The organism is Pseudomonas sp. MH9.2 (assembly GCF_034353875.1).
Taxonomy (GTDB): domain Bacteria; phylum Pseudomonadota; class Gammaproteobacteria; order Pseudomonadales; family Pseudomonadaceae; genus Aquipseudomonas.
In genome coordinates this window covers 4,982,367-5,005,532 of the sequence record NZ_CP133784.1, presented here as the reverse complement: position 1 = coordinate 5,005,532, position 23,166 = coordinate 4,982,367, and the positions used below count along the sequence as shown (strand labels likewise).

At 53.2% G+C, this 23,166-nt stretch carries 24 protein-coding genes, 3 pseudogenes and 1 riboswitch; of the genes and pseudogenes, 17 read left to right on the top strand and 10 right to left on the bottom strand.

Translation table 11 applies throughout. From position 1 onward, the window contains the following. The first annotated feature begins 160 nt into the window (after positions 1 to 160). The gene (locus RHM55_RS23090; RefSeq protein ID WP_322178490.1) at positions 161 to 946 is read left to right on the top strand and encodes a substrate-binding domain-containing protein; all 786 of its coding nucleotides are present in this window, start codon (positions 161 to 163) and stop codon (positions 944 to 946) included. Between the two features lie 136 nt (positions 947 to 1,082). On the opposite strand, the pseudogene RHM55_RS23080 reads toward RHM55_RS23090, so the two are convergent. The 3 genes and pseudogenes from RHM55_RS23080 to RHM55_RS23070 all read right to left on the bottom strand — a co-directional run. Continuing rightward, positions 1,083 to 1,375: pseudogene (locus RHM55_RS23080) on the bottom strand (nickel/cobalt efflux protein RcnA); the annotation flags it as partial. A gap of 550 nt (positions 1,376 to 1,925) precedes the next feature. Next, positions 1,926 to 2,453: a putative natural product biosynthesis protein gene (locus RHM55_RS23075; RefSeq protein WP_322178489.1), complete on the bottom strand. Its 528-nt coding sequence runs from the start codon at positions 2,451 to 2,453 to the stop codon at positions 1,926 to 1,928. A gap of 108 nt (positions 2,454 to 2,561) precedes the next feature. Beyond that, positions 2,562 to 2,933, bottom strand: a complete 372-nt coding sequence (locus RHM55_RS23070; RefSeq protein WP_322183083.1) for a DUF2946 family protein — start codon at positions 2,931 to 2,933, stop codon at positions 2,562 to 2,564. Here RHM55_RS23070 and RHM55_RS23065 point away from each other — a divergent pair. Next, a complete protein-coding gene (locus tag RHM55_RS23065) occupies positions 2,839 to 3,090 on the top strand; it encodes a hypothetical protein (RefSeq protein ID WP_322183152.1) in 252 nt (83 codons plus the stop codon). The two genes, RHM55_RS23070 and RHM55_RS23065, sit on opposite strands and share 95 nt — an antisense overlap. A 24-nt stretch (positions 3,091 to 3,114) precedes the next feature. Here the strand turns inward: RHM55_RS23065 and RHM55_RS23060 are convergent, their stop codons facing one another. Further along, a complete protein-coding gene (locus RHM55_RS23060; RefSeq protein WP_322178488.1) occupies positions 3,115 to 3,759 on the bottom strand; it encodes an energy-coupling factor ABC transporter permease in 645 nt (214 codons plus the stop codon). Between the two features lie 209 nt (positions 3,760 to 3,968). Between RHM55_RS23060 and RHM55_RS23055 the strand changes: the two genes are divergently transcribed. The 3 genes from RHM55_RS23055 (at position 3,969) to RHM55_RS26075 (ending at position 6,144) form a co-directional block, all read left to right on the top strand. Continuing rightward, positions 3,969 to 4,946, top strand: coding sequence for an IS5 family transposase (locus tag RHM55_RS23055; protein ID WP_322178487.1), 978 nt, complete (start codon positions 3,969 to 3,971; stop codon positions 4,944 to 4,946). Between the two features lie 40 nt (positions 4,947 to 4,986). Next, positions 4,987 to 5,192: riboswitch (cobalamin riboswitch) on the bottom strand. 333 nt (positions 5,193 to 5,525) lie between these two features. After that, complete coding sequence (locus RHM55_RS23050) at positions 5,526 to 5,711, top strand: hypothetical protein (RefSeq protein ID WP_322178486.1); 186 nt, start codon at positions 5,526 to 5,528, stop codon at positions 5,709 to 5,711. A gap of 172 nt (positions 5,712 to 5,883) precedes the next feature. After that, positions 5,884 to 6,144, top strand: a complete 261-nt coding sequence (locus tag RHM55_RS26075) for a YheV family putative zinc ribbon protein (RefSeq protein WP_416151991.1) — start codon at positions 5,884 to 5,886, stop codon at positions 6,142 to 6,144. A 730-nt stretch (positions 6,145 to 6,874) separates the two neighbouring features. On the opposite strand, the pseudogene RHM55_RS23040 reads toward RHM55_RS26075, so the two are convergent. Then, positions 6,875 to 7,036: pseudogene (locus RHM55_RS23040) on the bottom strand (di-heme oxidoredictase family protein); the annotation flags it as partial. On the opposite strand from RHM55_RS23040, the gene RHM55_RS26070 reads away from it, so the two are divergent. From RHM55_RS26070 to RHM55_RS23010, 7 genes are all read left to right on the top strand, one after another. Beyond that, entirely contained in the window at positions 6,971 to 7,159 is a 189-nt protein-coding gene (locus tag RHM55_RS26070) for a hypothetical protein (RefSeq protein WP_416152037.1), read from the top strand. The pseudogene RHM55_RS23040 and the gene RHM55_RS26070 overlap by 66 nt on opposite strands. Before the next feature lie 99 nt (positions 7,160 to 7,258). After that, positions 7,259 to 7,624 (top strand): DUF202 domain-containing protein, encoded by a 366-nt coding sequence (locus RHM55_RS23035; protein ID WP_322178485.1) that lies wholly within the window; start codon positions 7,259 to 7,261, stop codon positions 7,622 to 7,624. Positions 7,625 to 8,066: 442 nt separating this feature from the next. Then, positions 8,067 to 8,387 (top strand): hypothetical protein, encoded by a 321-nt coding sequence (locus tag RHM55_RS23030; protein WP_322178484.1) that lies wholly within the window; start codon positions 8,067 to 8,069, stop codon positions 8,385 to 8,387. Between the two features lie 426 nt (positions 8,388 to 8,813). Then, on the top strand, positions 8,814 to 9,035 hold the full coding sequence (locus RHM55_RS23025; protein WP_322178483.1) for a TA system antitoxin ParD family protein: 222 nt from the start codon (positions 8,814 to 8,816) through the stop codon (positions 9,033 to 9,035). Positions 9,036 to 9,388: 353 nt separating this feature from the next. Next, entirely contained in the window at positions 9,389 to 10,267 is an 879-nt protein-coding gene (locus RHM55_RS23020; RefSeq protein WP_322178482.1) for an MBL fold metallo-hydrolase, read from the top strand. 50 nt (positions 10,268 to 10,317) lie between these two features. Beyond that, positions 10,318 to 11,988, top strand: a complete 1,671-nt coding sequence (locus RHM55_RS23015) for a TIGR01244 family sulfur transferase (RefSeq protein ID WP_322178481.1) — start codon at positions 10,318 to 10,320, stop codon at positions 11,986 to 11,988. A 28-nt stretch (positions 11,989 to 12,016) separates the two neighbouring features. Then, entirely contained in the window at positions 12,017 to 12,817 is an 801-nt protein-coding gene (locus tag RHM55_RS23010; RefSeq protein ID WP_322178480.1) for a sulfite exporter TauE/SafE family protein, read from the top strand. Positions 12,818 to 12,889: 72 nt separating this feature from the next. Here RHM55_RS23010 and RHM55_RS23005 read toward each other — a convergent pair whose 3' ends face one another. From RHM55_RS23005 to RHM55_RS22990, 4 genes and pseudogenes are all read right to left on the bottom strand, one after another. Beyond that, a complete protein-coding gene (locus RHM55_RS23005; RefSeq protein WP_322178479.1) occupies positions 12,890 to 13,387 on the bottom strand; it encodes a PaaI family thioesterase in 498 nt (165 codons plus the stop codon). 827 nt (positions 13,388 to 14,214) lie between these two features. Further along, positions 14,215 to 14,429 (bottom strand): annotated as a pseudogene (locus RHM55_RS23000) (DNA polymerase V subunit UmuC); the annotation flags it as partial. Positions 14,430 to 14,787: 358 nt separating this feature from the next. Then, entirely contained in the window at positions 14,788 to 16,026 is a 1,239-nt protein-coding gene (locus tag RHM55_RS22995) for an ATP-binding protein (protein WP_322178478.1), read from the bottom strand. Between the two features lie 98 nt (positions 16,027 to 16,124). Then, the gene (locus tag RHM55_RS22990) at positions 16,125 to 16,787 is read right to left on the bottom strand and encodes a response regulator (RefSeq protein ID WP_322178477.1); all 663 of its coding nucleotides are present in this window, start codon (positions 16,785 to 16,787) and stop codon (positions 16,125 to 16,127) included. 752 nt (positions 16,788 to 17,539) lie between these two features. Between RHM55_RS22990 and RHM55_RS22985 the strand changes: the two genes are divergently transcribed. After that, a complete protein-coding gene (locus tag RHM55_RS22985) occupies positions 17,540 to 17,734 on the top strand; it encodes a hypothetical protein (protein WP_322178476.1) in 195 nt (64 codons plus the stop codon). A gap of 40 nt (positions 17,735 to 17,774) precedes the next feature. On the opposite strand, the gene RHM55_RS22980 is transcribed toward RHM55_RS22985, so the two are convergent. Next, positions 17,775 to 18,539: a CHAD domain-containing protein gene (locus tag RHM55_RS22980; RefSeq protein ID WP_322178475.1), complete on the bottom strand. Its 765-nt coding sequence runs from the start codon at positions 18,537 to 18,539 to the stop codon at positions 17,775 to 17,777. Between the two features lie 190 nt (positions 18,540 to 18,729). Between RHM55_RS22980 and RHM55_RS22975 the strand changes: the two genes are divergently transcribed. The 4 genes from RHM55_RS22975 to RHM55_RS22960 all read left to right on the top strand — a co-directional run bounded on the left by RHM55_RS22975 (position 18,730) and on the right by RHM55_RS22960 (position 23,160). Beyond that, positions 18,730 to 19,892 (top strand): IS3 family transposase gene (locus RHM55_RS22975; RefSeq protein WP_322178474.1). Its coding sequence is split into 2 segments (ribosomal slippage): positions 18,730 to 18,985 and positions 18,985 to 19,892, totalling 1,164 coding nucleotides; the frame shifts between segments, so codons are not numbered across the junction. A gap of 169 nt (positions 19,893 to 20,061) precedes the next feature. After that, positions 20,062 to 20,658 (top strand): undecaprenyl-diphosphatase, encoded by a 597-nt coding sequence (locus RHM55_RS22970; RefSeq protein ID WP_322178473.1) that lies wholly within the window; start codon positions 20,062 to 20,064, stop codon positions 20,656 to 20,658. 67 nt (positions 20,659 to 20,725) lie between these two features. Continuing rightward, a complete protein-coding gene (locus RHM55_RS22965; RefSeq protein WP_322178472.1) occupies positions 20,726 to 22,096 on the top strand; it encodes a TolC family protein in 1,371 nt (456 codons plus the stop codon). Then, on the top strand, positions 22,093 to 23,160 hold the full coding sequence (locus tag RHM55_RS22960; RefSeq protein ID WP_322178471.1) for an efflux RND transporter periplasmic adaptor subunit: 1,068 nt from the start codon (positions 22,093 to 22,095) through the stop codon (positions 23,158 to 23,160). Before RHM55_RS22965 ends, RHM55_RS22960 begins: the two co-directional genes overlap by 4 nt. Positions 23,161 to 23,166: the final 6 nt, after the last annotated feature.

Genomic DNA, 23,166 nt, shown 5'->3' with positions numbered 1-23,166 from the left:
CGTATATTTTCAAGATTGATGCAGCCTAGGTAGCGCGCATCGGACGGTAAACTAAATTTTTCTTAATTCGCTTTAATTTTGTCGTTATGGAAAACGCAGCTATTTTTTCGCGCCTCCGCTGCTAAACCCCACTTCTACGCCGAATTCAGGATGCCTCGTCATGACGAAGACCTTATCGAGGCTCGCATTGGCTTGCTTGTTTTTATTTGCAGATGGTATTGAGGCACAGGATGCCACTCCCACCAAAACGCTTACCATATTTACGACCAGAGGCTTCATCGCGGCGATTCAATCCATAGCCCCCATTTATGAAAAAGCGACGGGATTCAGCCTGATCATCAAAGAGTCCCCACCTACCGGCAATACCCCAATGGCAATCACCAATCGGCTGGCGCGCGGTGAAAATGCGGATGTCGTAATCATGGAGGATTGGGAGCTGCGAAAACTGATAGATCAAGGTCATTTGCAAAAAACGAGTCGAATCGATCTTGGTAAGTCATTCATTGCCATGGCCGTCCGCAAAGGTGCTAAAAAACCCGATATAAGCAACATGAAGAAATTCAAAAAAACGTTACTCAACGCAAAGTCCCTGGCTCTATCGGATACGTCCAGCGGAACATATCTGTCACGTATTCTCTTTCCTCAAATGCACATCTCAGAAAGGTTGAGGATCAAGACCCGAACGATTTCCGCCGAGCCCGTCGGAGAAGCAGTCGCCCGTGGCGAAGCGGAAATAGGCTTCCAACAATTAAGTGAACTCATACATGTGGAAGGCATCGATGTGATTGGACTGATTCCAGATCAGGTGCAAAAAATGACAATGTATTCAGCTGCTATCTCAACTGGAAATGTACAACAAGAGGAAGCTACGACGCTGTTGAGATACTTGAGTTCAAAGGCAGCTAGGACAGCCATCAAGCTAAGTGGATTAACACCTGTGCATTGAGGATCGCGGCCACCAGTATCGTCGAGGCAACGTATTGGCCTGAACTAACATCCCGTCCAATACCGATTCAGACTGCATTGGCAGCAACGCGGCGGCACCTAATGCCGCCAGGAACAGACCAACATAGCTGGTGAGTTCAAACACTTAAGAGTCGCCTTATGTTGTTCAGGCCTATCCAGCCATGGATACCTACGTAGAGACCGACTCCGATGATCAGCGCGCTGGACAGATAAGGTGCGCGACAAGCAACGGTGCCCATCCAAGGCCAGCGGTTGGAGGACTGCTTGGCGCCAATGGCTGCCGCCGCACCGACGGTTACCATTGGCGCCAGGCCAATGCTGAAGCACAGGACAAGCACACCACTTCTTTGACCTGAAGACAGAGCAGTAGAACGGTGATAGCAGCTGGGCAAGGAATGAGACCACCCGATCGAAGGCGGCATCGCCGCCGAGATCGCGAATCAGGCCACGCTATCCCTGTCAGCAGAAAGACGCATGACGAGGTTATTCGTGACTTACTACAGCCTCGGTTGACTTCTTCACGCTCATCCCGTCACCTCGCGACGCTCGGTAGCACACTGGCAAACGTGCAGATATCCCTTGGGAATTCGCACGACCTTCCTGCTTATGCCTGTCGGATACGCGCAACGCGCCATGCCTGGCGCACGAAAAAAAGCCCTCCGGGGAAGAGGGCTATACAACCAAAACTATTATCTGGTCTAAGGACGCCGCCTTGAGCTTACCTTGGAAGAGTCTGCCTCCGCTCAAAGCCTGCACACTTTATGAGGACAGCGGTATCGCATCAACTGCGACAATCTGACGCATAAAAACCTGCTGAGCATCAAGCCCATCCTTTGATCATCAATTTGTGCTTATGTGTGGTGTTTTGTCGCAGCATCCACCCTCCTCTCGATACGTGTTTATGAACCAGGAGCGACACCGGAGTATTTACCTCTGGTCATAATTTTAAAATCCCTAGTTCATAAGGGTATCGGTAGCCATCGACGAAAGCCCGTCCCCCCCTTACCGGTAAGCGGACTCCAGGCAAAGTCCCAAGGCGTCGGCGGGAGTTCCTCATGCTCAGTGACCAGAGCTGCTGAGGCACGCAGCCGCTCTTTCCATTCAAAAACAAGTAAGGGAGCACCTTGCCAAGCCAGTACGAGCCCTCGTGCTTGGCTATCGTCCGTATTTATCCAGCGCGCTGCCGCAGCTACCATGAAGGACTCAATGTGTTCCTCATTGGCCTTTGCCTGGTATTTCGAGCTGAATAGCCAGCGACACACACTCAGGTAGTACGTCCAGTTGAGTGCTGGATTATGGCGGTAGGCCCACGTCATGAAACTTCGAAAAAGGTTCAAGCCATCAGGCGGATCAAGCTTTAGCAATCCGGGACAAACATCAAACAGAGTGTGCCAGTACGGAAGAAGTCTAGCGTCCAAATGAACGAAGCTTCGCGCATTGCAGGGGTAGTCGGGGAATGGGAGAAGAAAATCGTCGCGACGGCCCATTCGAGCAGTCTTGCTAACCAATCTGGTGTGTCCAGACGGAAGCGGGTAACAGATTGCGCGAGACATCTCATGCTCCTTTTGTGTCACAAGTAACCGTAAAAACACAGATCAGAGAAGCCTGAAAGCTGAGGGTGATAGCTTCGGGCGCTCTGAAAGCGATACAAACAATCGGTCAGGCTTGATTACGGGGGAGGCACGAGGGTTCAGAGAAGGCCAACGCCAGCGAGGTGAGTTCGAGAAAATGACTTGGGATAGAAGTGAGTCGACTTGAAGCAGGAAGGCCGGTAGTACGAAGCTGGCCGGTGGGATGGGGACTGCACCAACAGATTGGGAACAGCAACAGTGCGATTGGTCGACTTTCGAAGTACTTGAAGGCTGATTCTTTTTGAGTAAAAGAGAAACTTGCTGCACACCGCCAGACGAACAAAAACTGCCTAACAGCAATTGCTCCAAATTGACCGTGCCGAGCGCGCTGGTCATCGGCAGCGCCAGCACTTTCAGGATTATCGCCAGAAACGCAGCGACCCAGATATTCTGGTGGCAAGCCTTGCTCATCGTAGCGGTTGCCATTGAATTAGAGCGCTCAATAAATGCGGTGATGGGGAGGATCCCATCACCGCCAAAATATCTTTCTTGATCCTCATATCGTCTGTTTTGACGATCAGGCGAGGTTGCGTGTTTTCACGCAAGTGAAACGACCCACCAGAAGGTTGTCGGTATAACGCTTCAGCGTACGTACGATCAAGCAGGTGAACAGAGGTTCACATAGAACCAAAGGTAAATACGAAACCGAGAACAACGCCCAGTTGTTCAACGGCGTCGGCCCTTCACCCAAGGACAGCCAGAAACCGACCATGGCCACTACACCGGTGTAATACACTGCGTCGAACGTGACGACTTCAGCCCAACGAATGCTGCGTTCGCCTTTTGAGAAAAAACGGCGACCCAGCAAACCACGCGCCGCGATCAAAGGCAGCATCAACGACAGCGAGTTAACGCCTAGATGCACTAAATCATGAGGTTCGGAAAACGGCCCCTGAAGCAGGAGACCCATTGCAAAGCCAAACAGCGTAGGGATAAAGCCGAAGACAAAGTAGACCGTCGATGCGCCAACAAAATGCAATTCAGACGCCCCCACTGGCAAATGGAAGACCTCCATAAATACCGAAAAGAAAGCAGCCGCCAGCAAGGTTTTTATTACGTTGTCCGGGCGAGTGATCAGCGTGGGTGAAAAGGCTGCCAAGGTAGCGGTGACGTTGGCGTAAAGCACTTTGGCGGAATTGAGCACGCCGGGTTCGATATGCATCTTTCTCCCTCAGAGGGATGCGAACTAAGGAAATGCCAGATTTCGGCAACATTCGTGGCAGGTCTCCTGGCTTACAGATCAATGCGTTCCCGCGTCTTCCCAGTCACTGACAGACCAGTTGTATATACGGGAGAGCTAAGGAAACTCTGAAAAAGACTTCCAAATCTGGTGAAATACGCCTGTCCCACGAACTGAACGGTTGAGCCCCGATGAAGCAAATGTCTTTCGCTGATGCCGAGTACGCAGGCAAACGTAAGCAGACCCGCCGTGAGCGTTTCCTGATTGAGATGGATCAGGTCGTGCACTGGAAAGGCCTGATTACGTTGATCGAGCCGCATTATCCGAAGGGTGAAGGCGGTCGTCCGGCGTATCCGTTGATGGCCATGCTGCGGGTTCATCTGATGCAAAACTGGTTCGGCTACAGCGACCCGGCGATGGAAGAGTCCCTCTACGAAACCACGATTCTGCGCCAGTTTGCCGGGCTGCATTTGGATCGGATTCCGGATGAAACCACGATCCTCAACTTCCGTCGGCTGTTGGAAAAACATGAGCTGGCCGGTGGGATTTTGCAGGTCATCAACGGCTATTTGGGCGACCGAGGTTTGCTGCTACGTCAAGGAACTGTGGTCGATGCGACGATCATTCATGCGCCCAGTTCGACCAAGAACAAGGACGGTAAACGCGACCCCGAAATGCACCAGACAAAGAAAGGAAATCAGTACTATTTCGGGATGAAATCGCACATCGGTGTCGATGCTGAATCCGGTCTGGTGCATAGCGTAGTGGGTACGGCGGCGAATGTGGCCGACGTGACTCAGGTCGATCAGTTGCTGCATGGCGAGGAAACTTACGTCTCTGGCGATGCCGGTTACACCGGCGTGGAGAAGCGTGCGGAGCATCAACATCGCCAGATGATCTGGTCGATCGCAGCGCGACCCAGCAGCTATAAGAAGCATGCAAAAAAGAGCCTGATCGGTCGCATGCGCCGCAAAATCGAATACGCGAAAGCTCAAGTCCGGGCCAAGGTTGAGCATCCCTTCCGGGTGATCAAGCGCCAGTTTGGTTATACGAAAGTCCGCTTCCGAGGCTTGGTGAAAAACACCGCGCAGCAGACCACACTGTTTGCCTTATCGAACCTTTGGATGATGCGAAAACGACTATTGAATGCAGGCGAGGTGCGCCTGTGATGTGGACAATGAGCCCTGAAAAGGTGCTCTTCCGCAAAAAATAGTGAACTGACAGGAGGAAAGGTCTGATTTTCGATTAAGTCGGTGTTTTTTGAACCTCAGACAGCGAGCCCGTTAAAAACGGCTGCTTACTTCAGACCTTCCCTAACCGTTCACAGTTGCGGGGGCAGCGCAGGTGTGGCTTAAAGGCGTACCTGCGTCCCTATTGCTTCACACTACGGTGAAAACCACAAAGCCTAGATAGATTAGGGATTTTCTGCTTCTTGCGCACGCTTTATAAAAGGGTAAATCGTCCCGCTTGCTTATCTGAACATTGTTGATCCATGAGGCAAACTCGATGCAGCTGCGACAGTCCGCCGCACTATAATTTCAGTACCCTTGCAACGTTCATCCGTGGATTCGCCTGCGCCAGAACGTCGCAGGCCGCTGGGCGCCGCAAAACTTGATAGGGCAGGATTAAATGATATTGTGGCAAAGGCATAGTTGAAGAGTTACTGCTGCTTGTAGACATTAAATACAGAGCAACCGTCGTAGGTATTTTTGCAGGTCAAGCGGAGCCGCAATGCTCAAAGAGCAATCATGGAAAACACTCATGAGGTCGTGCTCTGCCAGCAACTCGGGCGCTATCAGGTGCTGAAACAACTGGCTGATCACTCCGGCGACATTACGCGCGTTGGGCCTAGCGTCAAGATGGTACGCAACATGCCTGTAGCCAGCACCAGAACGATCCGGGAAAAGTTCTTTGATTTCTTTCCGGCTGACTAGGCGGAGCGTACCACCACATCGAAAAGTCTTAGCTCAGGCCTTTTTACAAACGACCGACTTCCTGTATGAAACGTACAGAACACTCAGCGATTTCACGACCCTGCGGCACTTCTGCCATTACAACTGGCTAGCAGTACCCGCAGATCTTCCTTCTTCCCCGGTGAACATATCTATGAGCGAACCAAGGAAACAATTCATTTGCGGGGCAACATGCCCGGCATGCAATGAAATAGACAAGATTCAGATGTGGTACGAAGACGGTGTTCCGCATCGCGAATGTGTCGCCTGCGGCTATATCGACAAGCTTGATGCGGACGGGCAGTCTATTCCGCTGGGAGCGGGGCAAGATGAAGTTGAGGCACCCGATACAAGCGTGCAGAGCACGCCTCATAATCAGGGATTCCGAATCGGAACAGCTCGACTGAGCGACTAGGCCTTGAGACGACGGACTAACCTGCGGGAAAGTCCGTCGCCCATTCCGTCGATACCACGTCGCCCGCAGACATAATGGGAGCACTCCATTGATAAGGAAAGGCTGGGACATAAAACTGCGCCTGCTGCACTGGGCAATCGCCCTCACGGCGACCTTCCAGCAGCTCAGCAGCATGTACATGTCCAACCCCGGCACCCAGTTCCTGTCCCATATCACCGCATTGTTGGAGCCGTGGCAGCAATCGTCCTGCTGCTGTTCTGGCTGTACAGCTATGCGATCTATGATCTGAAGATGCTCTTCCCTTGGGGGAGAGACGCGCGACGCGAGGTACTGCGCGAAAGCTTCGCGCTGTTTCGCGGACGGTTACCGCGTACAGGACGAGGCATTGGTCTCTCGGGGTTTGTCCATGGTCTCGGCCTACTGGCACTGAGCGGGTTGTGCCTGCACTGGTATGATCATGTTTGCCATGATCCCTCCAGGCCACGTAGGCCCTCCCTCAGACCCAATGGCTTTCACCCGCTATACATTGCAGCATAAATCTTTCGGCGAGATGCTGTGGATATACTGGTGTGGCCATACAGTCTTCGCGCTCGCTCACCAACTCACCGGAGGTCGCTTACTCGGTTCGATCTTTGGGCTCGGACGAAAACGAAATTGAGCAAATAGCCTTAGACAACCGCTGGACTGTTTCTGCGCTACCAGGAATTGATAAAGGACTGCACAGCGCGCTACCCTTAACAGCCTTACGCGCACCTTCAGCCTCGCCACCGTGCCGGAGAATGGCCACCAAAATACTGCGCGCACGACCGTCGTGGAGGAAGCGGGTATGCCCGCTGACCGTTTCGGTCAGGCCTCCACACAGCGGTGGAGTGCGCCACTCGCGGCCACTGGCCGCAGTGGTGAAACTCAGAGGGTAATAGCACTGGCAGTTGGCTTCATGGAGCAGCAATTGAGCGAGGATATGTTGGCCGGTAAGTATTTGTTCTCTGCACTAGAAAGCCGCCGCCTGTGTTAACCAGAAGATAGCCATGGAAGCGAATGACTGAAACACTGTCCAATTTATGCGCCATCTGACCAGATTAATTTCACGCATTGTTGGGCCAAGGAGTATTTAATGTCCGACCTGAACGATCCACGAGTGTTCTTTGCCGCTGAGAGAACCTTGCTAGCATGGAACCGAACCAGTCTTTCGCTTATGGCATTTGGCTTTGTGATTGAACGATCCGGGTTACTGTTACAGATGCTAAAACCAGGGGCGTCGGGCAGCCCAGAAAAACATTTTTCCTTCTGGATAGGACTGGCTTTTCTGATGCTGGGCTCATGGGTTGCATACTGGTCATCTTGGCAGTACAAACGCGTGGTTAAAGCTCTGAAACCAGTTGAAATCCCAGAGGGATACAGCATCAACTCTGGCCCTGTAGTGAATGTGCTCACCGCAGTCCTGGGAGTCTTGCTCATGGCCTATCTTGCCATCATATGAGCAAAGCTCAGCCTCAAAGTTGTGCAGGGAAACCTGTGTCAGTGGAGTGTATTCCGACTCAGAGTCACTCGTTCTGACTCAGCCCTTTACCTCTCCTGAGTCGTCCTTCACATCAAATAAACACCAGAAGGGCCCAGCAGAACAACGTTTTCCTTGCGCTCGGTGAAGGCCAAGCCAGCCAGAGCAAACGAGGGTGGAGCTTCACGCCAATGACGGGGTTAATCTCTACGGCTAGAAAGTAGATGGCGTCTTGATGGGTCAGGGAACAAAGTAGTTTCCAACCTGATCGCTATTTAGATGCCGATGTTCACCCCTGTTTTGGACGCATGGCGTCATACCGTTTTCTATTGAACAAATGTCATGCAGTACTCGCCCTATGCCGTTTACGCCTATGAAAATAGGCGTTATCTACCACGTTAATCGACCTTGAAGGCCTTGAATAATGGATCTCAGCGAAATCGATAACCTTCATGTTGTGCTGCATGCTCCGACTCCCGATGCTTTGGCACGTGCCCGCAACAATGCAGTGAACCTATTGAAAGATGCTCCTCAGGCAACCGTCAGAATCATAGTCAATTCAAAGGCTGTTGCAGCGGCCCTTGATGATCCAAATGGTGAAATGGACGCGATAACCTGGATATGTCCAAACACGCTAAGAAGTCTTGATCGCGACGTGTCGGCGCCACTAAGAGTGTTGGCACAAGGTGCCGTTTCTGAGCTTGTCAAAATGCAATCAGAAGGTTGGTTCTATATTCGAGCATGACATCACTCACCTCCGCCGCTTTTTAGCGTCTACCGTTGATACTGGAAAGATCCTGTTACTCCGCCAGTTCGACAGGCCAATGCTTGGCAACGCAGCGATAAATACAGCGTTTTGTCAGCGCGCCTGCCCGCTGAAGGCATTGCGCCCTTCTCCCTTCAATGGACGATCCACCTTCAAGCCAGACGTGCCATTGCATCCTCTGACCCAGAGTCTTCTTGGATCGTCCATAAAACCTAAGGCGTTACTCGAAGGTTGGTAAAGGCGGGTCTACGATCGGCTTTCCTACACTAACCCACGCGTCAAACCCACCGGCGATCGATTTGACATGCAGGATTAGCTTGCGCCCCGATATTTCAAGACTTGCCAAGTAAGCGCTGCGACTACCAGCCACTGTGACTTTCTCAAGACGTTTGAATGGAGCCGACTATGCCCAGTACTAGCATCAAGCTCGACAGTGCCTTGATTGAAATTGCTCGTTTTTATGCTTCAGCCGCACATCGTTCAACCCCCAAGCAAATTGAGCACTGGGCCACCCTAGGCCGTATTGCAGAGCAAAACCCTGAGCTGTCATATGACTTTATCCTTGGGCTTTTGCAGGCCAGAGCCCAACTGAAGGTGGGCGACGCGAGCGAGTACGCATTCCAATGAAGGTCATATAAGACGACGACTCTGGGTCGCCCATCCTTGGAAATGTTCGGACAAACGTGGGATTACCGGCACGCTGTACCAAACTCCATGAGCTCGTTCGCGACGGACTGCCGAAGCAGCGAGCCAGTGAGATCGGGCAACTGCTGTGGCACTGCCACCTCTGCCAACAAACACTGCCAATGGCAGTGCCTTCTTGCTTTTGAATACGAAACCAGCCCATCAAAAAAATAAATAACCTAACAAAATCAATTAGATAAATTTATTTTAAGCAGAGATTTTAGTTGGTATCTTTATTGCCTGTACCAACCCTTGGTGCAAGCGACTCGGTAAGAGTCCCCCTAAGGAGACAGACCATGACCGCAAAACTTCACGTTGAAGGTTTCTTCGATCCTGCTACCAGTACCGTCAGCTATCTTGTGCTAGATCTAGCCACCCGCCACTGCGCCTTGGTAGACAGCGTACTTGATTACGATCCGAAATCAGGCCACACCGCCACGACGTCTGCCGACAAGTTAATTGCGAGAGTGGCCGAACTCAACGCGAAGGTCGACTGGATACTTGAAACCCATGTCCATGCGGATCATCTGACGGCAGCGCCGTACCTGAAGGAAAGTCTCGGCGGGAAAATAGGCATCGGTAGCCAGATAGCGACCGTGCAGGAGGTCTTCGGCGCTTTGTTCAATGCAGGTAGCGACATGGCCCGTGACGGTAGTCAGTTCGATCACCTGTTCACGAATGATGAGTCGTTCGCCATTGGCACGTTGCAATGCCGAACGCTGCATACCCCGGGCCACACGCCAGCTTGCATGACCTATGTGGTTAGCGATGGTGAGGAAACGGCAGCTTTCGTCGGCGATACCCTGTTCATGCCCGACTACGGTACCGCACGTTGTGACTTCCCCGGTGGTGATGCTCGCACGCTGTTCCAGTCAATTAACAAAGTGCTGAGTCTGCCGGCCAATACTTTGCTGTACATGTGTCACGACTATCAACCTGGTGGTCGTGAAGTGCAATTCATCAGCACCGTTGCTGACCAGCGCGCGCACAACGTTCATGTCCGTAAGGGTATCAGTGAGGAGGAGTTTGTAGCGATGCGCACCAAGCGTGATGCATCAATGGAAATGCCGACGCTAATCCTGCCATCGGTTCAGGTAAACATGCGGGCTGGACATTTTCCTGAGCCCGAAGCAAACGGCACACGCTATCTGAAAATCCCGCTCAACGTCGCCTGACGTCGCCCGCAAAAATACCCATAACAAAAATATTTTTAACGGAGACACCTATGTACATTCGCCACCTCGTGCCAGGACTGTCGGTATCGGAGCAGATTTTGCCCAATCAGTTGGCAGAACTGAAAGACGCCGGTTTTCGCGCCATAGTTTGTAACCGTCCAGATGGCGAGGGCGTTGATCAGCCTTTGTTTGCCGAGATCCAGCGCGCAGCGCAAGCGATGGGTATCGAGGCGCACTACCTCCCTGCTGAATCGGGCAAGGTCACTGACGAGCAAGGTGTTGCCTTCGGCAAGCTACTTGAATCCCTTCCGAAACCAGTGTTGGCGTATTGCCGCTCCGGCATGCGTTCGACAACGATGTGGGCACTGTCACAAGCGGGTCAGCAGCCCCTGCCGCAGATCGTCGATACAGCAAAAAAAGCTGGATTCGATATGAAAGGTGTCATTCGTCGGATCGCGAACCAGGGGCGCACTCCTGTTGAAGTTGCCGAGGCTTCGCATGCAGTTGTCATTATTGGCGGCGGCGCGGCGGGTATCGCGACCGCATCCAGCCTATTGGCACGAGATCCTGAACTCGACATTGCCATTATCGACCCAGCAGATGTGCATTATTACCAGCCTGGCTGGACTCTTGTCGGCAGCGGTGTCTTCGACGCGGCCAAAACAGCCCACACCATGGGATCGACCATCCCGCGCGGCGTGCATTGGATCAAATCTGCCGTAGCCGCGTTTGAACCTGAGCGAAATGCCGTGATTCTTGATGGATGCAGAGTCGTTAAGTACGAACAACTCGTGGTCTGTCCTGGTCTTAAACTCAATTGGCATGCAATTGAGGGCCTGTCCGACACGCTAGGCCGCAACGGTGTGACGTCGAACTATCTGTATCACCTCGCCCCTTACACATGGGAGATGGTGCAGAAATTACGGGGTGGCCGGGCCATTTTCACGCAACCACCTATGCCGATTAAATGTGCAGGCGCGCCACAAAAGGCGATGTACCTATCAGCCGATCACTGGAAGCGTACTGGCGTGCTGGAAAAATTCAAGATCGAGTTTTGCAGCGCTGGCGCAGTACTGTTCGGAGTTCCCGACTACGTGCCAGCGCTGATGGAGTACATCACCGCTTATGGTATCGACCTGAATTTCGGCAACACGCTAACCAGCGTCGATGGGCCTGCCCGAACAGCAACATTCAGCTGTGTAAGCGCAGAGGGCAGCACGCAACTTGTCACTCGCAACTTTGATTTGTTGCATGTGGTACCGCCACAAATTGCGCCGGATTTTATCCGGGTCAGCCCCCTCGCTGATGCGGCTGGCTGGATCGACGTCGACCCCGCGACCCTGCGCCACAAGACCTGGGCAAATATTCATGCGTTAGGTGACGCTGCCAACTCCAGCAATGCCAAAACCGCAGCAGCAGCGCGCAAGCAGGCTCCGGTCGTTGCCCATAATGTGCTGGCTGCCATGGGCAAAGCAAAAGGCAGCGCCCATTACGACGGTTACGGCTCCTGCCCGCTGACGGTGGAGCGCGGCAAGATCGTGCTGGCTGAGTTCACCTATGGCGGCAAGCTAGCGCCAAGCTTTCCATCCTGGCTAATTGAAGGCACCCGTCCATCACGACTGGCATGGCTGCTCAAAGAGCGGATCCTTCCGCCGCTGTATTGGAAGGGCATGCTGAAGGGCCATGAATGGTTGGCAAAACCAGAGCTGGCGGACTCATGAAGTCAGACTTGAAAGCAAGGAGGGAGAGATGATCATAGTCTTGCTGCTCGGGTTTACTGTTGGCGTGATTCTGGCTCTCACTGGCGCTGGCGGAGGAATACTCGCCGTTCCGTTACTCGTTTTTGGCGTTGGATTGAGCATGGCCGAAGCCGGGCCTATTGGTTTGCTTGCTGTTGGATTAGCGGCAACCTTGGGCGCTGTGATGGGGTTAAAAAACGGCACCGTACGTTATAAAGCGGCGCTCTTGATCGCTGGAGCGGGGATCGTGTGTTCCCCATTTGGCCTTTGGCTGGCACAACGCACACCTAACCGCCCGCTGACGATCATCTTTGCTTTTGTGCTGATGTACGTTGCATTTCGAGTGTTTCAACGATCATTGCCTGCTTCCGCCGAGTCAAAGACAGACGTCAAGAACAAGCCTCCGCCCTGCCTATTGGACGCGAGCCGAGGCAAGCTAAACTGGACGGCTCCTTGTGCGTGGGCGCTCACAGTTTCTGGCATTGTCGCGGGTGGACTTTCTGGCTTGCTGGGTGTCGGCGGCGGCTTTGTCATGGTGCCGGCGCTCCAGCGATATACCGATTTGACAGCACAGTCAGTCCTGGCAACGTCTCTAGCCGTTATTGCACTGGTTTCAATCTCCGGAGTTGCCGCAAGCGCGGCGGCTGGACACTTGCAGTGGGCAATTGCTTTTCCGTTTTCCATTGGCGCATTAGTAGGCATGATCAGCGGACGTCTGGTCGCCGCCAAGCTCTCGGGGCCTCATTTACAAAGAGGGTTTGCCATTGTGTCCGGCGTGGTTGCAGTCGCCTTGTTTGTAAAAGCTATTTAGCTGATCGAGTAGGTGACGGATTGCAAATCCGCCACCTACTCACACCGCACCTACGGCTTCTCGTACGGCGACTCAGATTACCGCTTGTGCTTCGGCCCTTAGTTTCTCAGTGCTGACCCTGACAAAGACAGAGTCGCCGATTACCGTCAAAACATCACCTGCCCAAACCTCGCAAATAATCCGTGACTTGCGCCCTACCTCTCCTTCAACCCATGCCTTCAAGGTGAGCTCGACACCCATCGGTGTAGGCTTACGGTAGGTGAGGTTCAACTGCCCAGTCACGCAATCAATGCGAGGTAATGCTCCAGGCTCCCGCCCTTCCGCACGATAGTGATAGGCCATCGCAGTCCAGTTCGAGTGGCAGTCTACTAACATTGCAATGAAACCACCGTAAACCAACTCTGGCCAGCCAGTAAATTCAGGGGCCGGAGTGTGTTTGCACACAACATGAACTCCGTCGGCATCCCAGTGGCTTTTTATGTGGAGACCGCTTGGGTGTGCGCTTCCGCACCCGAAACAGATGCCTTCCGGGGCCGCTTGATCTTGCAATGGAAGAACGTGGATAGTCATCGATTGTCCTTTTTTGATTTGCTATCGGATTGTCGAAGTTTAACTAATTGCTAGCTCATTAACATGAAAAATTGCAGCCTCCCAGCTAATTTACAAAATATACCGACGAACCGCCACATCCCAACTCACCAGCTCAATCTGAGCACTTACAATACTGACCAGCCGTCCAAAAAACACTACTCCATACAGTAGAGTCTTTTGCCAATCCGGATCTCCTATAGCTACTCGGTTGAGCGACATCCTACTTCTTACCCTCACATACACGTGAAGATCGAGTGAGAGGCATAACCCAAGTCCAACGCAATACTGTAACGTTACATGGCTTAAAGCGGTACCTGCCTCGTTATTGCTTCTCACTAAGACGTGAAACCACAAAACCTAAATAAATCGGGGATTTCCTTGTGGTTGAGCACTTTTTACAAAGGGACGAATCATTCCAATTTCATTTCGAAACTTTATCGATTAATTTGAAATTCTGACTTTAGTACCCCAGTACTGCCGCACCATGATTGCAACACCCTTGTGACGCACATACATATCCTTAAATAGCTAAATAGTTAAGCGACCAACCTCGACGCGCCGGATGTGTCGTTCCACGTTGCTATCGCCTTGAGGCGTATTAGCAATCGAATACCACGCGACATGATCGGTGAATCAGGCTGCCACAACTCGAGATACTTGCCAGGCACAAATTCGCAGAAGCATCGGCCGCACGGACTGAAGTTGCACGCGGAGCACATCGCTGCTGACCTGGGTTTTCTCCGCCACGTGCAGATTGATGATCCGGTCTGGATAGGGGATCGATATTATTTTTCTGTAAATACTGCTTGATGGATCGAAAAGACATCATATATGTATTCACCTTTCTGGCATGGGTTGAGCAGGAGCACCTCAGCTTTGCTGTACTTGAAGCCGGTCAGCACACCCGATCCACAGCTTTAACCGCAGCCTTTGTCATCAAACGCACATAGTCTGTTGGATACGGTAACTCCGCCAATACGCCATTGGCGTACTTCACATCTTCGGGATTGAACATCTTCGTATCGCCAACGAATGGCTGGATCCTGATTCGCCCGCGCCGCGTGCGACGCAAATAATCAAAGAATGCTGCCGGCTCCGCGAAGAGTTCAAATGGTTTCCTGTTAGCAGAGCGGTAGGAAATGTGCTTTACCAGGGATAGGAGCTGGTCTTGTCGATACGGAACTGAGCAGAGCCATCCTCAGAGTTCCCCTCGTCTTCACGACGGCGTTGGTCACCGCGATGTGGGTGCAGGAAAACGTGAGGGCATCTTATCTCCGATTTCAATGCGCAAAAAACCTCCTGACGGCCTCTTGGAAAAATCAGCTATATGTATTTGCGGAACACTTATTGTTTTCGCACCGAGCCTTTTAGAGAGCTTTCTACCCTGCGTATTTTTCCGTTTGAAACGGAAAAATAACCTGAACCCGCAGCCCCAAGCCATTTGGTGCAGCATCGAGTACGACCTGAGCTCCGTGTTGCTCCGCAATCGTTTTAACAATTGCAAGCCCCAGCCCGCTGCCAGAGCCCGTTTGATTGTTGCCTCGGTAGAATCGCTCAAGCACTCGCTCACGCTCCGCTGCACTTATTCCTGGGCCATTGTCGCAGACCTCAAGCACGACCCCTTGGTCGGTATCGCGTACTGCCACGTCAATCTTTGCCTGGGCACCTGCGTAGCGAATGGCGTTGTCGACCAGGTTATTGAGCAGGATTCGCAGCGTTTCGGGATCCCCAAAAATGCTGGATGCGGCATGCTCGGTCAGCCCGAGATCAATACCAGAGGCTTCAGCCCTACGAACCTGATCAGTGATCACCGATTTGCAGAGAGCGGATAACTCAACGCTTTGCATGACTGGCGACTGCGCGTCAGGCTCCAGGCGAGCCAAGGTCAACAACTGTTGTGTCAGGTGAGTAAGGCGCATGACACCCGACTGCACCTCAGAAAGTGATACCTGCCTGTCTACTTCCTGAGTGGCACGTTGCGCCAATTCAACCTGGATGCAGAGCGCTGCTACCGGGGTGCGTAACTCATGCGCGGCATCAGCGATGAAGTGCTTTTGCATGGCGAAGGCATTTGCCAGGCGTTCCAGCAGATCGTTGAGAGCATCGACCAAGGGCTTCACTTCGCCAGGCAACCCTTTCGAAGCGATAGGCTGCAAGCTATTCACGTTACGCTCAGACAGTTCTGTCGCCACTGCCCGCAATGGCTTTAGCCCATAGGTGATACCAAACCACAAAAACAGGGCTAGCAAGGGGATCAGTGACACCACTGGCCATAGTAGGTGCACGGCTAAACCGGCGAGCTCTTCCCAGCGTTTATTTTCTGCTTGAGCCACCCGGATAAACTTGTCGCCGCGCTGGCTCATAAACGTGTGCCAGATTTGATCTCCGACCCGAACATCACTGAGGCCTGTTTGCTGCGGCGGCGGCAGCGTGAGTGCGGGGTCAGTCGTAAAACTCAAGGCTCCTGCGCTCCAAACCTGAAGCAGTACTTCGTCCGCATTATCATCACTGAGTGGACTGGGTTTCCTGCCAGTATCCGTCAGTACCACATGCTCACCAGGATCCACATTGATGTGTTCTGCGAGGTAACGCATTTGGTCGTTGAGCAGATCATCCAATTCAAGGACAGCCCCCCAATAGGTGCCGATACTTGCCAGCAGCCCAGCCAGAAAAGTGGCTGGCAGCAGCCATAACAGCAGACGTCGACGGAGCGAACTCATGCGTCCTCTCCAATTTGATATCCGACACCTCGGACAGTACGGATTACCTCGGCCCCAAGCTTTTTACGAAGATTATGGATATGAACCTCCACTGCATTGCTACCGACCTCGTCTCCCCAACCGTACAGGCGATCCTCTAGCTGCTCGCGGGATATCACCGTATCCGGCTCCTTCATCAGCTCGTGCAGCAACGCATATTCTTTGGCCGACAGGCTGACAGGCTCGTTGCGTAACCACAGCAGGTGTCGTACAGGATCAAGTCGCAGGGGGCCGCCTCGAAGCTCGGTCTGCACACGGCCTGATTGACGGCGGCTGACGGCACGGATGCGTGCAACCAGTTCCTCGATGGCGAACGGTTTAACCAGGTAATCGTCAGCGCCGTGATCAAGGCCAGCAACTCGATCTGGTAGCGAATCGCGGGCGGTGATTATGATTACCGGCAAGCGCTCATCGTGTTTACGCAGTACCTTGAGAACATCCATTCCATCTTGGCGCGGAAGTCCCAAGTCGAGTAGCAGTAACGCATACGGGGTAGTTTCCAATGCGAGGACAGCGGCCTTGCCGTCCGTGACCCAATCCACTATGTACCCTTCCTGGCGCAAGCCTTTTTGCAAGCCGCTGCCGATCATCGGGTCATCTTCTGCAAGTAATATTCGCATCGCCTGATCTCTCCCCTCACATAAGCCAGCGCTTCGCTGGAGTGCCATGCGGTGTGTCGCCCCCTTGACTATGCGCATATGGCGTACAAGACACAGATAATTCTGAATTCGCTCGGCCTCTCAGCACTCAGCCCAAGCACACCCTGACCCCTTGAATCAAACACCTCAGAACAAGGTTTCTCAGGATTGCAAGGACAACAAGACTACCAACGTCACCCTTAAGGTGGACTTAAGGTGGACTTAAGGAGGCGGCCACTATGGTGCGTAGGCGATCTGGGACGACTCATATGGCTGGGGCGAGTAACGGAAAGAGTCCTGACTGTGATTTTGCATCATATGCCAGGAACCACTCAGCAGCAGGATGATGATTAGCAACCAGGAAAACTGCTTTGGCCTGACGCTTTCACGGGGAACACATGTGTATGCCATCGCCAGCAAACACAAGCTGGCTAACAAAGCAGAATTACCGACAACGGATAATCTCTGTACTGATCATCAGTAAAGCTCTTGGGAGTTCAGGGCGTGCTAAAACTCATCATGAAAGTCTCTTCAAGCGCTAGAAAGCCATTCATGAAGTTCCGGGATCCGTACGAAAAGGTCGCGCAGGTTGAGGTGTTACCATGCAAGCCGCATGGCATTAGCGATGCAATAAGCCGGAAAGCCTCTAAATAGAGCTGTCAAGAGGTTTTTTAAACAACATACGAAAAGGCTATCATTAACACCTCGTGTCATTTTCGCTGAGGACTTTACGGATGAAAGTTGAGATAGAACAGGTACAGGGAAAAGCCGGCTGGGAGGTAAGGTTGGGCACCTGTGCTGTGGGTTTTCGCAGTCAGGAGGAAGCCGTAGCCTTTGTCGAGCGACCGCAAGCGCGACTCGATGCGCCCCATTACCTGCCGGTAAGCTGTGATGAATTGCTAGCATCACTGCCGGTGAGCACTTCATAAGCGACATTGCATTACGTCGGTAAAGGCATTTTTTCAATCACTATTTCTTCGCAAGCAGACGTAAAAGCTGTTCCAAGTGATCCTCTGCTTTCAAAAGCGCGGCGTCGGCTGATGCCTGCCAGGCATCGGCAAGAGGTTGTAGATCCTTTTCCTGTTTGGCTTTGAGGCACCACTGGAAATGGTCGTGCCAGGAGCCAAGGGCCGACTGCACGGTTTTGAGCGAAGCTGCGGCCTCCGAGGACAAAGGAGAACTCTGAGGAAAGGTATCGACCAGATAGCGCGTACGCTTGACCAGGATCCTTAACTGGTGGCGATCAAACTGCGCATCCGCCAACGCGACTTTCAGACATTCGACCTGTCTATCCAAATGTTGACGGATCCTTTTCTGAACTCCGCTTAATTCGTCCGCCCGCTCGGCGTTACGGAAGGCTGATGGCCACTCATCCAGTTGTGAAAAGAGCTGTTTGATCTCCCGGCTTCTGACGATGTGATTGTAGCTGGCCTGCAAAATCGCCTTTCGGATATTCGCCTGTTTTATAGCCCCTTGTACCTCGAGTTCTTCGATCAGCACCTCAAGATCCCGCGCAGGAGTCGTCAGCCTCCCCACCTCGGCAGCAGCATCATTTAGTGGCGCAATGCCCTCTATCTTGCGTAATGGCCTCAACAGGCTTCTGATACGCCGCAGATTGATTCGCAGATCATGCAAGGCTTCACTGTCCGTTCTGGCTTCCATTCGAGCATGTGCATGGAACAGCCCTACTTCCAAGGACAGGATTTGGGCGACGAACAAGTCTACGAATGACATCCGATTCGATTCCAGGCTAAAGACAGTTCAGTCAGATTAGCAGAAGGATTTCAGGCTTCGAGGCTACGTTTTTTTCAGCGAAATACGCTGGAGCGAGGCTCAGGAATGGCCATTCAGAAGTTGAAGTGTAGTGGTCTAATGAAACCGGACACCCATTTAGGCGAGAATGCTCGCCAGATCGAGGTGTCAGATGACCAAACAACGCCGCTCCTTTACTGCTGAATTCAAACGCGAGGCTGCTGACCTCGTGCTCAAGCAAAACTACAGCTACATCGAAGCCAGCCGCTCACTCGGCATTGGTGAGTCAGCGCTGCGCCGCTGGGTTGACCAGGTTCAGAAAGAGCACCAAGGCGTCACTCCGCAGAGCAAGGCGCTGACCCCAGAGCAGCAGAAAATTCAGGAACTGGAAGCCCGGATCGCTCGGCTTGAGCGAGAAAAATCCATACTAAAAAAGGCTACCGCGCTCTTGATGTCGGAAGATCACGAGCGTTTGCGCTGATTGATCAGTTGAGTGCCCATGAGCCGGTTGATTGGCTGTGTAAGGTGTTTGAAGTCACCCGCTCGTGCTACTACGCCCAGCGCCTGCGGCGCCGCACTCCCGATGTTGAACGGCTTCGGTTGCGTAGCCGGGTCAGTGAGCTGTTCTCGCAAAGTCGCAGCGCTGCGGGCAGTCGCAGCATCCTGTCACTGATGCGTGAAGATGGTGAGCAACTCGGTCGATTCAAAGTGCGCAGTTTGATGCGCGAGCTTGATTTAGTCAGTAAACAACCCGGCTCACATGCCTATAAACGAGCGACAGTAGAAAGACTCGATATCCCGAATACCTTGAACCGTGAGTTTGATGTGCCAGCTCCTAATCAGGTCTGGTGCGGTGACATCACCTATATTTGGGCACAAGGAAAGTGGCACTACTTGGCTGTCGTTCTGGATCTCTGCACGCGCCGGATAGTGGGCTGGGCACTGTCGGAAAAGCCGGACGCCGAACTCGTGATCCGGGCCCTGGATATGGCCTACGAGCAGCGTGGCAGGCCTTCGGATCTGCTGTTCCACACCGACCAAGGGTCGCAATATGCAAGCCGCTTATTTCGCCAGCGGTTGTGGCGATACCGCATACGTCAGAGCATGAGTCGCCGGGGAAATTGCTGGGACAATGCGCCGATGGAGCGGGTGTTCCGGAGTTTGAAAACTGAATGGATACCGACCTTAGGCTATAGAACTGCGCAGGAAGCACAGCGCGATATCAGCCATTTTTTGATACATCGGTACAACTGGATTCGGCCGCATCAGTTCAACGGTGGGCTGGCGCCAGCTCAGGCCGAGGAAAAACTTAACGTCGTGTCCGGGATTAGTTGACCACTACAAAGTGTTGCGGACTCCGGACTGAGTTCGCTCGGGTATTTTTTGATTGATGCGACTCTTAGATTCAGCCTTAAGGTGGATTTAAGGAAACAACCACTATGGTGCGTATCAATCGCACCGCGATCACAACGTGGTGCTTCCTAGCCTCCTGAACGGGTCTCCCATGGAAGAGTTCAATCGCACCCTGTTTTTGGCTATCAACGCCAGCGTGCACTCCTCGGCGGAAATGCAGCTATTTGCGACTTTTCTGGCGCAGTGGCTCATCACCGGCGTACCACTGTTGCTGATCGGATTGTGGCTGCGGGGGACACGCCAGCATCGAGCCGCTGCGGTAACCGCCACGCTCAGCATCGTGTTCGCGCTTGGGTGCAATCTGCTGATCAGTAGCCTTTGGTTCCATCCACGACCCTTCATGCTGGGGCTAGGACAAAAGCTCCTGGCACACACCCCGGAGTCCTCTTTCCCCAGCGATCACGCCACTGTGATGTTCACGTTTGCCATGGCTCTGATGCTGGCATCGCTACGCGAACTTGGCGTGTTGATGCTGCTGCTGGGTATGTCGGTTGGCTGGGCGCGTATCTATTTAGGCGTGCATTTCCCATTCGATATTGCCGGGTCGCTGCTGATCTCGTTGATAAGCGCGTGGTTGGTACCACAGGTGCTGAGCTGGAGGCATCTCGACGAGCGTTTTCTCGACGCTCTTGAGTGTCTATATCAACGAGTTTTTCCAGAAACCGCTCGACGTAACGCTCAGCTGTAGGAGGAGATGCGTGCTTTATTCACGAAGTTCATCGTGCTCTACCATTTTGTCCTCAAAGAAAATTCTAATGCGCAAACCCTACCTTTTCATCGTGATGACGCTGCTTACCGGCTGTGCGAGTTATCAACCACAACCCCTGGCACCTCAGAAAATGATGGCTGCTTATGAAGAGCGCTCTCTGACTAACCCAGAGCTTCAGCGCTTCATAACAGCGAGCCTCCCCAAAACCACTAGCGCCTGGGGGCTGAGCAAATTAACTCTAGCGGCCTATTACTACAGTCCCGATCTGGACGCGGTACGCGCCAAATTTACTAGCGGTGAAGCGGCGACAGAAACGGCGAATCAACGACCCAATCCGTCCTTGTCGTTGCCACTGCAATACGCCGATCAGCCGATAAAACCTTGGACGTACGGACTGGCCCTCGACATCCCAATTGAGACTGCCGGTAAACGTGGGTTTCGAGTGGCACAAGCGCAACAACTCTCAGACGCTGCCCGTCTCAATATCGGTCAAACCGCTTGGCAGATAAGGAGTCGTCTCCGCAGCGCGTTGCTCGACCTTTACGCCGCCAGCCAGCACCACGCGATTATCGAGCGCCAGGTCGAAACCCAGCAGAACATAGTCACCATGCTGGAGACACAGCTTTCGTTGGGGTCGACCTCTACGTTCGAGTTGAGCCAGGAGCAGTTCATTCTGGAGCGTGATCGTAGTGACTTGGCTAATAGCGAAAAGCTGATGCTGGACGCCAAAGCACTGATCGCTCAAACCATTGGTATTCCTCTCAGGGCTCTTGAATCCATCAAGCTAGACCTGAGTGAATTCGAGAGCCTGACCCCGCAGATCCCTGATAGCGCTGCCCGTCGTCAAACCGTTCTGAACCGCACTGACATCCTGGGTGCCCTCGCCGAGTACGAAGCGACCCAAGCCGCTCTCCAATTGGAAGTTGCACGGCAATATCCGAACCTGTCACTCGGGCTTGGATACTCATTCGACCAAGGGGTGAACAAGTACAGCGTTACACCGGCAGGCATCACCCTCCCCCTGTTCAACCGCAATGAAGGGCCTATCGCGGAGGCCGAAGCGCATCGTAAGGAAGCCGCCGTTCACGTCGAAGCACTTCAAGACCAAGCGATCAATCAGACCGACAGCGCTCTACAACACTATCGCATGGCCACGCAGAACCTGGCGCTCATCGAAACTCAGGATGCGACTCGAACAGCCGCCTTTCAATCCGACCAACGTTCTTTTGACTTGGGCGCGATAGACCGACTGGCGCTATCACGCTCACGCCGTGCTGTGAATGTCGATGCACTGACCCACGTGGATGCAGTGGTTCAAGTCCAGCAAGCCATCACCCAACTTGAAAATGCCATCCAGCAACCGCTCGATGGAATCCCATTGCACGCCCAGTCAACCGAGGCGGTCATTCGAAAATGAACACACCCTTTCGTAGCAAAATCCCACTGATCACCTTGGCGGTGGTAGCCGTCGTCGGATTAGGCCCTTTAGGCTTTTTTTCTTATCAAGCCATGCAGGCTGTGCTTACAACTTCGGTCGCCCCCCGTCCAACACGGGTCACCACCGAAGGAGGTTTGACCATCGTCACGCTGGATGAAACGACCCAGACAATCAGTGGAATTCAGAGTGAATCGATCACTGCGTCCAGGCATCAAGTGGAACATCTTGCTTACGGCAGTGTGCTCGATGTGCAAGGGCTGAATGATCTGAGCACTCGTTACGCGATGGCTCAAGCAGACTCTTCAGCGGCACAGTCTGCCGCTTCGGCTTCTAGCCAGGAATATGAGCGCAACGCCGCGCTGTTCAAGGCCAACCAGAGCGTGGCCTTGAAGGTGCTGCAAGCCTCGCAAGTCACATGGAGTACCGACAAGACCAAGCTGCAAGCCGCGAGTGCCAACCTGCAGTCGGTACGCAATAGCGCGCTCCAACAGTTTGGTGCGCCCTTGGCCGGCATGATCGGAGCGCAAGATGCCCCTCTATTGCGTAGGCTGTTGAACCGCGAAGACATGCTGTTGCGCGTTGCCCTCCCCCTCGGCGTTGATTTGGCCGCGCCTGAACAGATCACGATTGAGTCCAGCGAACATCATCGGGAAACGGCGCACCTGATTTCGGTCTCACCTCAAGTCGATGCTTCGACAGAAGGCCGTGCCTACCTTTACCGAGCGGCGGCTACCCTTCCTGTCGGTAGCAAAGTAGTTGCCTATTTGCCATTACCCACACCCACCAGCACCAGTCTCGTCATACCTGAGGCGGCCATCCTATGGTTTGGCGGGCAGCCGTGGGCGTATGTGCAAATTGCCAAAGACCGGTTTACCCGCCGTCCTGTCGCAGACCAAACCCCCTACAACAATGGGTACCTGGTCAACACAGGGTTTGAGTCCGGTGATCGTGTCGTGGTACGTGGTGCGCAACTGCTGTTGTCCGAAGAGCAGCGTCCGCCCATCACCGCATCGGCTTGCAAAGACCCCGAATGTGACGACTAACCAGAC

Excerpts from the sequence above, each read along its gene's own strand:
- RHM55_RS23015 (WP_322178481.1), top strand. The coding sequence starts at position 10,318 with ATGTACATTCGCCACCTCGTGCCAGGACTGTCGGTATCGGAGCAGATT.
- RHM55_RS22980 (WP_322178475.1), bottom strand. The coding sequence starts at position 18,539 with ATGTCATTCGTAGACTTGTTCGTCGCCCAAATCCTGTCCTTGGAAGTA.
- RHM55_RS23050 (WP_322178486.1), top strand. The coding sequence starts at position 5,526 with ATGGAAAACACTCATGAGGTCGTGCTCTGCCAGCAACTCGGGCGCTAT.
- RHM55_RS22985 (WP_322178476.1), top strand. The coding sequence starts at position 17,540 with ATGAAAGTTGAGATAGAACAGGTACAGGGAAAAGCCGGCTGGGAGGTA.
- RHM55_RS23025 (WP_322178483.1), top strand. The coding sequence starts at position 8,814 with ATGCCCAGTACTAGCATCAAGCTCGACAGTGCCTTGATTGAAATTGCT.
- RHM55_RS22990 (WP_322178477.1), bottom strand. The coding sequence starts at position 16,787 with ATGCGAATATTACTTGCAGAAGATGACCCGATGATCGGCAGCGGCTTG.
- RHM55_RS22970 (WP_322178473.1), top strand. The coding sequence starts at position 20,062 with ATGGAAGAGTTCAATCGCACCCTGTTTTTGGCTATCAACGCCAGCGTG.
- RHM55_RS26070 (WP_416152037.1), top strand. The coding sequence starts at position 6,971 with ATGCCCGCTGACCGTTTCGGTCAGGCCTCCACACAGCGGTGGAGTGCG.
- RHM55_RS23020 (WP_322178482.1), top strand. The coding sequence starts at position 9,389 with ATGACCGCAAAACTTCACGTTGAAGGTTTCTTCGATCCTGCTACCAGT.
- RHM55_RS23030 (WP_322178484.1), top strand. The coding sequence starts at position 8,067 with ATGGATCTCAGCGAAATCGATAACCTTCATGTTGTGCTGCATGCTCCG.
- RHM55_RS23010 (WP_322178480.1), top strand. The coding sequence starts at position 12,017 with ATGATCATAGTCTTGCTGCTCGGGTTTACTGTTGGCGTGATTCTGGCT.
- RHM55_RS23075 (WP_322178489.1), bottom strand. The coding sequence starts at position 2,453 with ATGGGCCGTCGCGACGATTTTCTTCTCCCATTCCCCGACTACCCCTGC.
- RHM55_RS23035 (WP_322178485.1), top strand. The coding sequence starts at position 7,259 with ATGTCCGACCTGAACGATCCACGAGTGTTCTTTGCCGCTGAGAGAACC.
- RHM55_RS23060 (WP_322178488.1), bottom strand. The coding sequence starts at position 3,759 with ATGCATATCGAACCCGGCGTGCTCAATTCCGCCAAAGTGCTTTACGCC.
- RHM55_RS23005 (WP_322178479.1), bottom strand. The coding sequence starts at position 13,387 with ATGACTATCCACGTTCTTCCATTGCAAGATCAAGCGGCCCCGGAAGGC.
- RHM55_RS23090 (WP_322178490.1), top strand. The coding sequence starts at position 161 with ATGACGAAGACCTTATCGAGGCTCGCATTGGCTTGCTTGTTTTTATTT.
- RHM55_RS22965 (WP_322178472.1), top strand. The coding sequence starts at position 20,726 with ATGCGCAAACCCTACCTTTTCATCGTGATGACGCTGCTTACCGGCTGT.
- RHM55_RS26075 (WP_416151991.1), top strand. The coding sequence starts at position 5,884 with ATGAGCGAACCAAGGAAACAATTCATTTGCGGGGCAACATGCCCGGCA.
- RHM55_RS23055 (WP_322178487.1), top strand. The coding sequence starts at position 3,969 with ATGAAGCAAATGTCTTTCGCTGATGCCGAGTACGCAGGCAAACGTAAG.
- RHM55_RS22960 (WP_322178471.1), top strand. The coding sequence starts at position 22,093 with ATGAACACACCCTTTCGTAGCAAAATCCCACTGATCACCTTGGCGGTG.
- RHM55_RS23070 (WP_322183083.1), bottom strand. The coding sequence starts at position 2,933 with ATGACCAGCGCGCTCGGCACGGTCAATTTGGAGCAATTGCTGTTAGGC.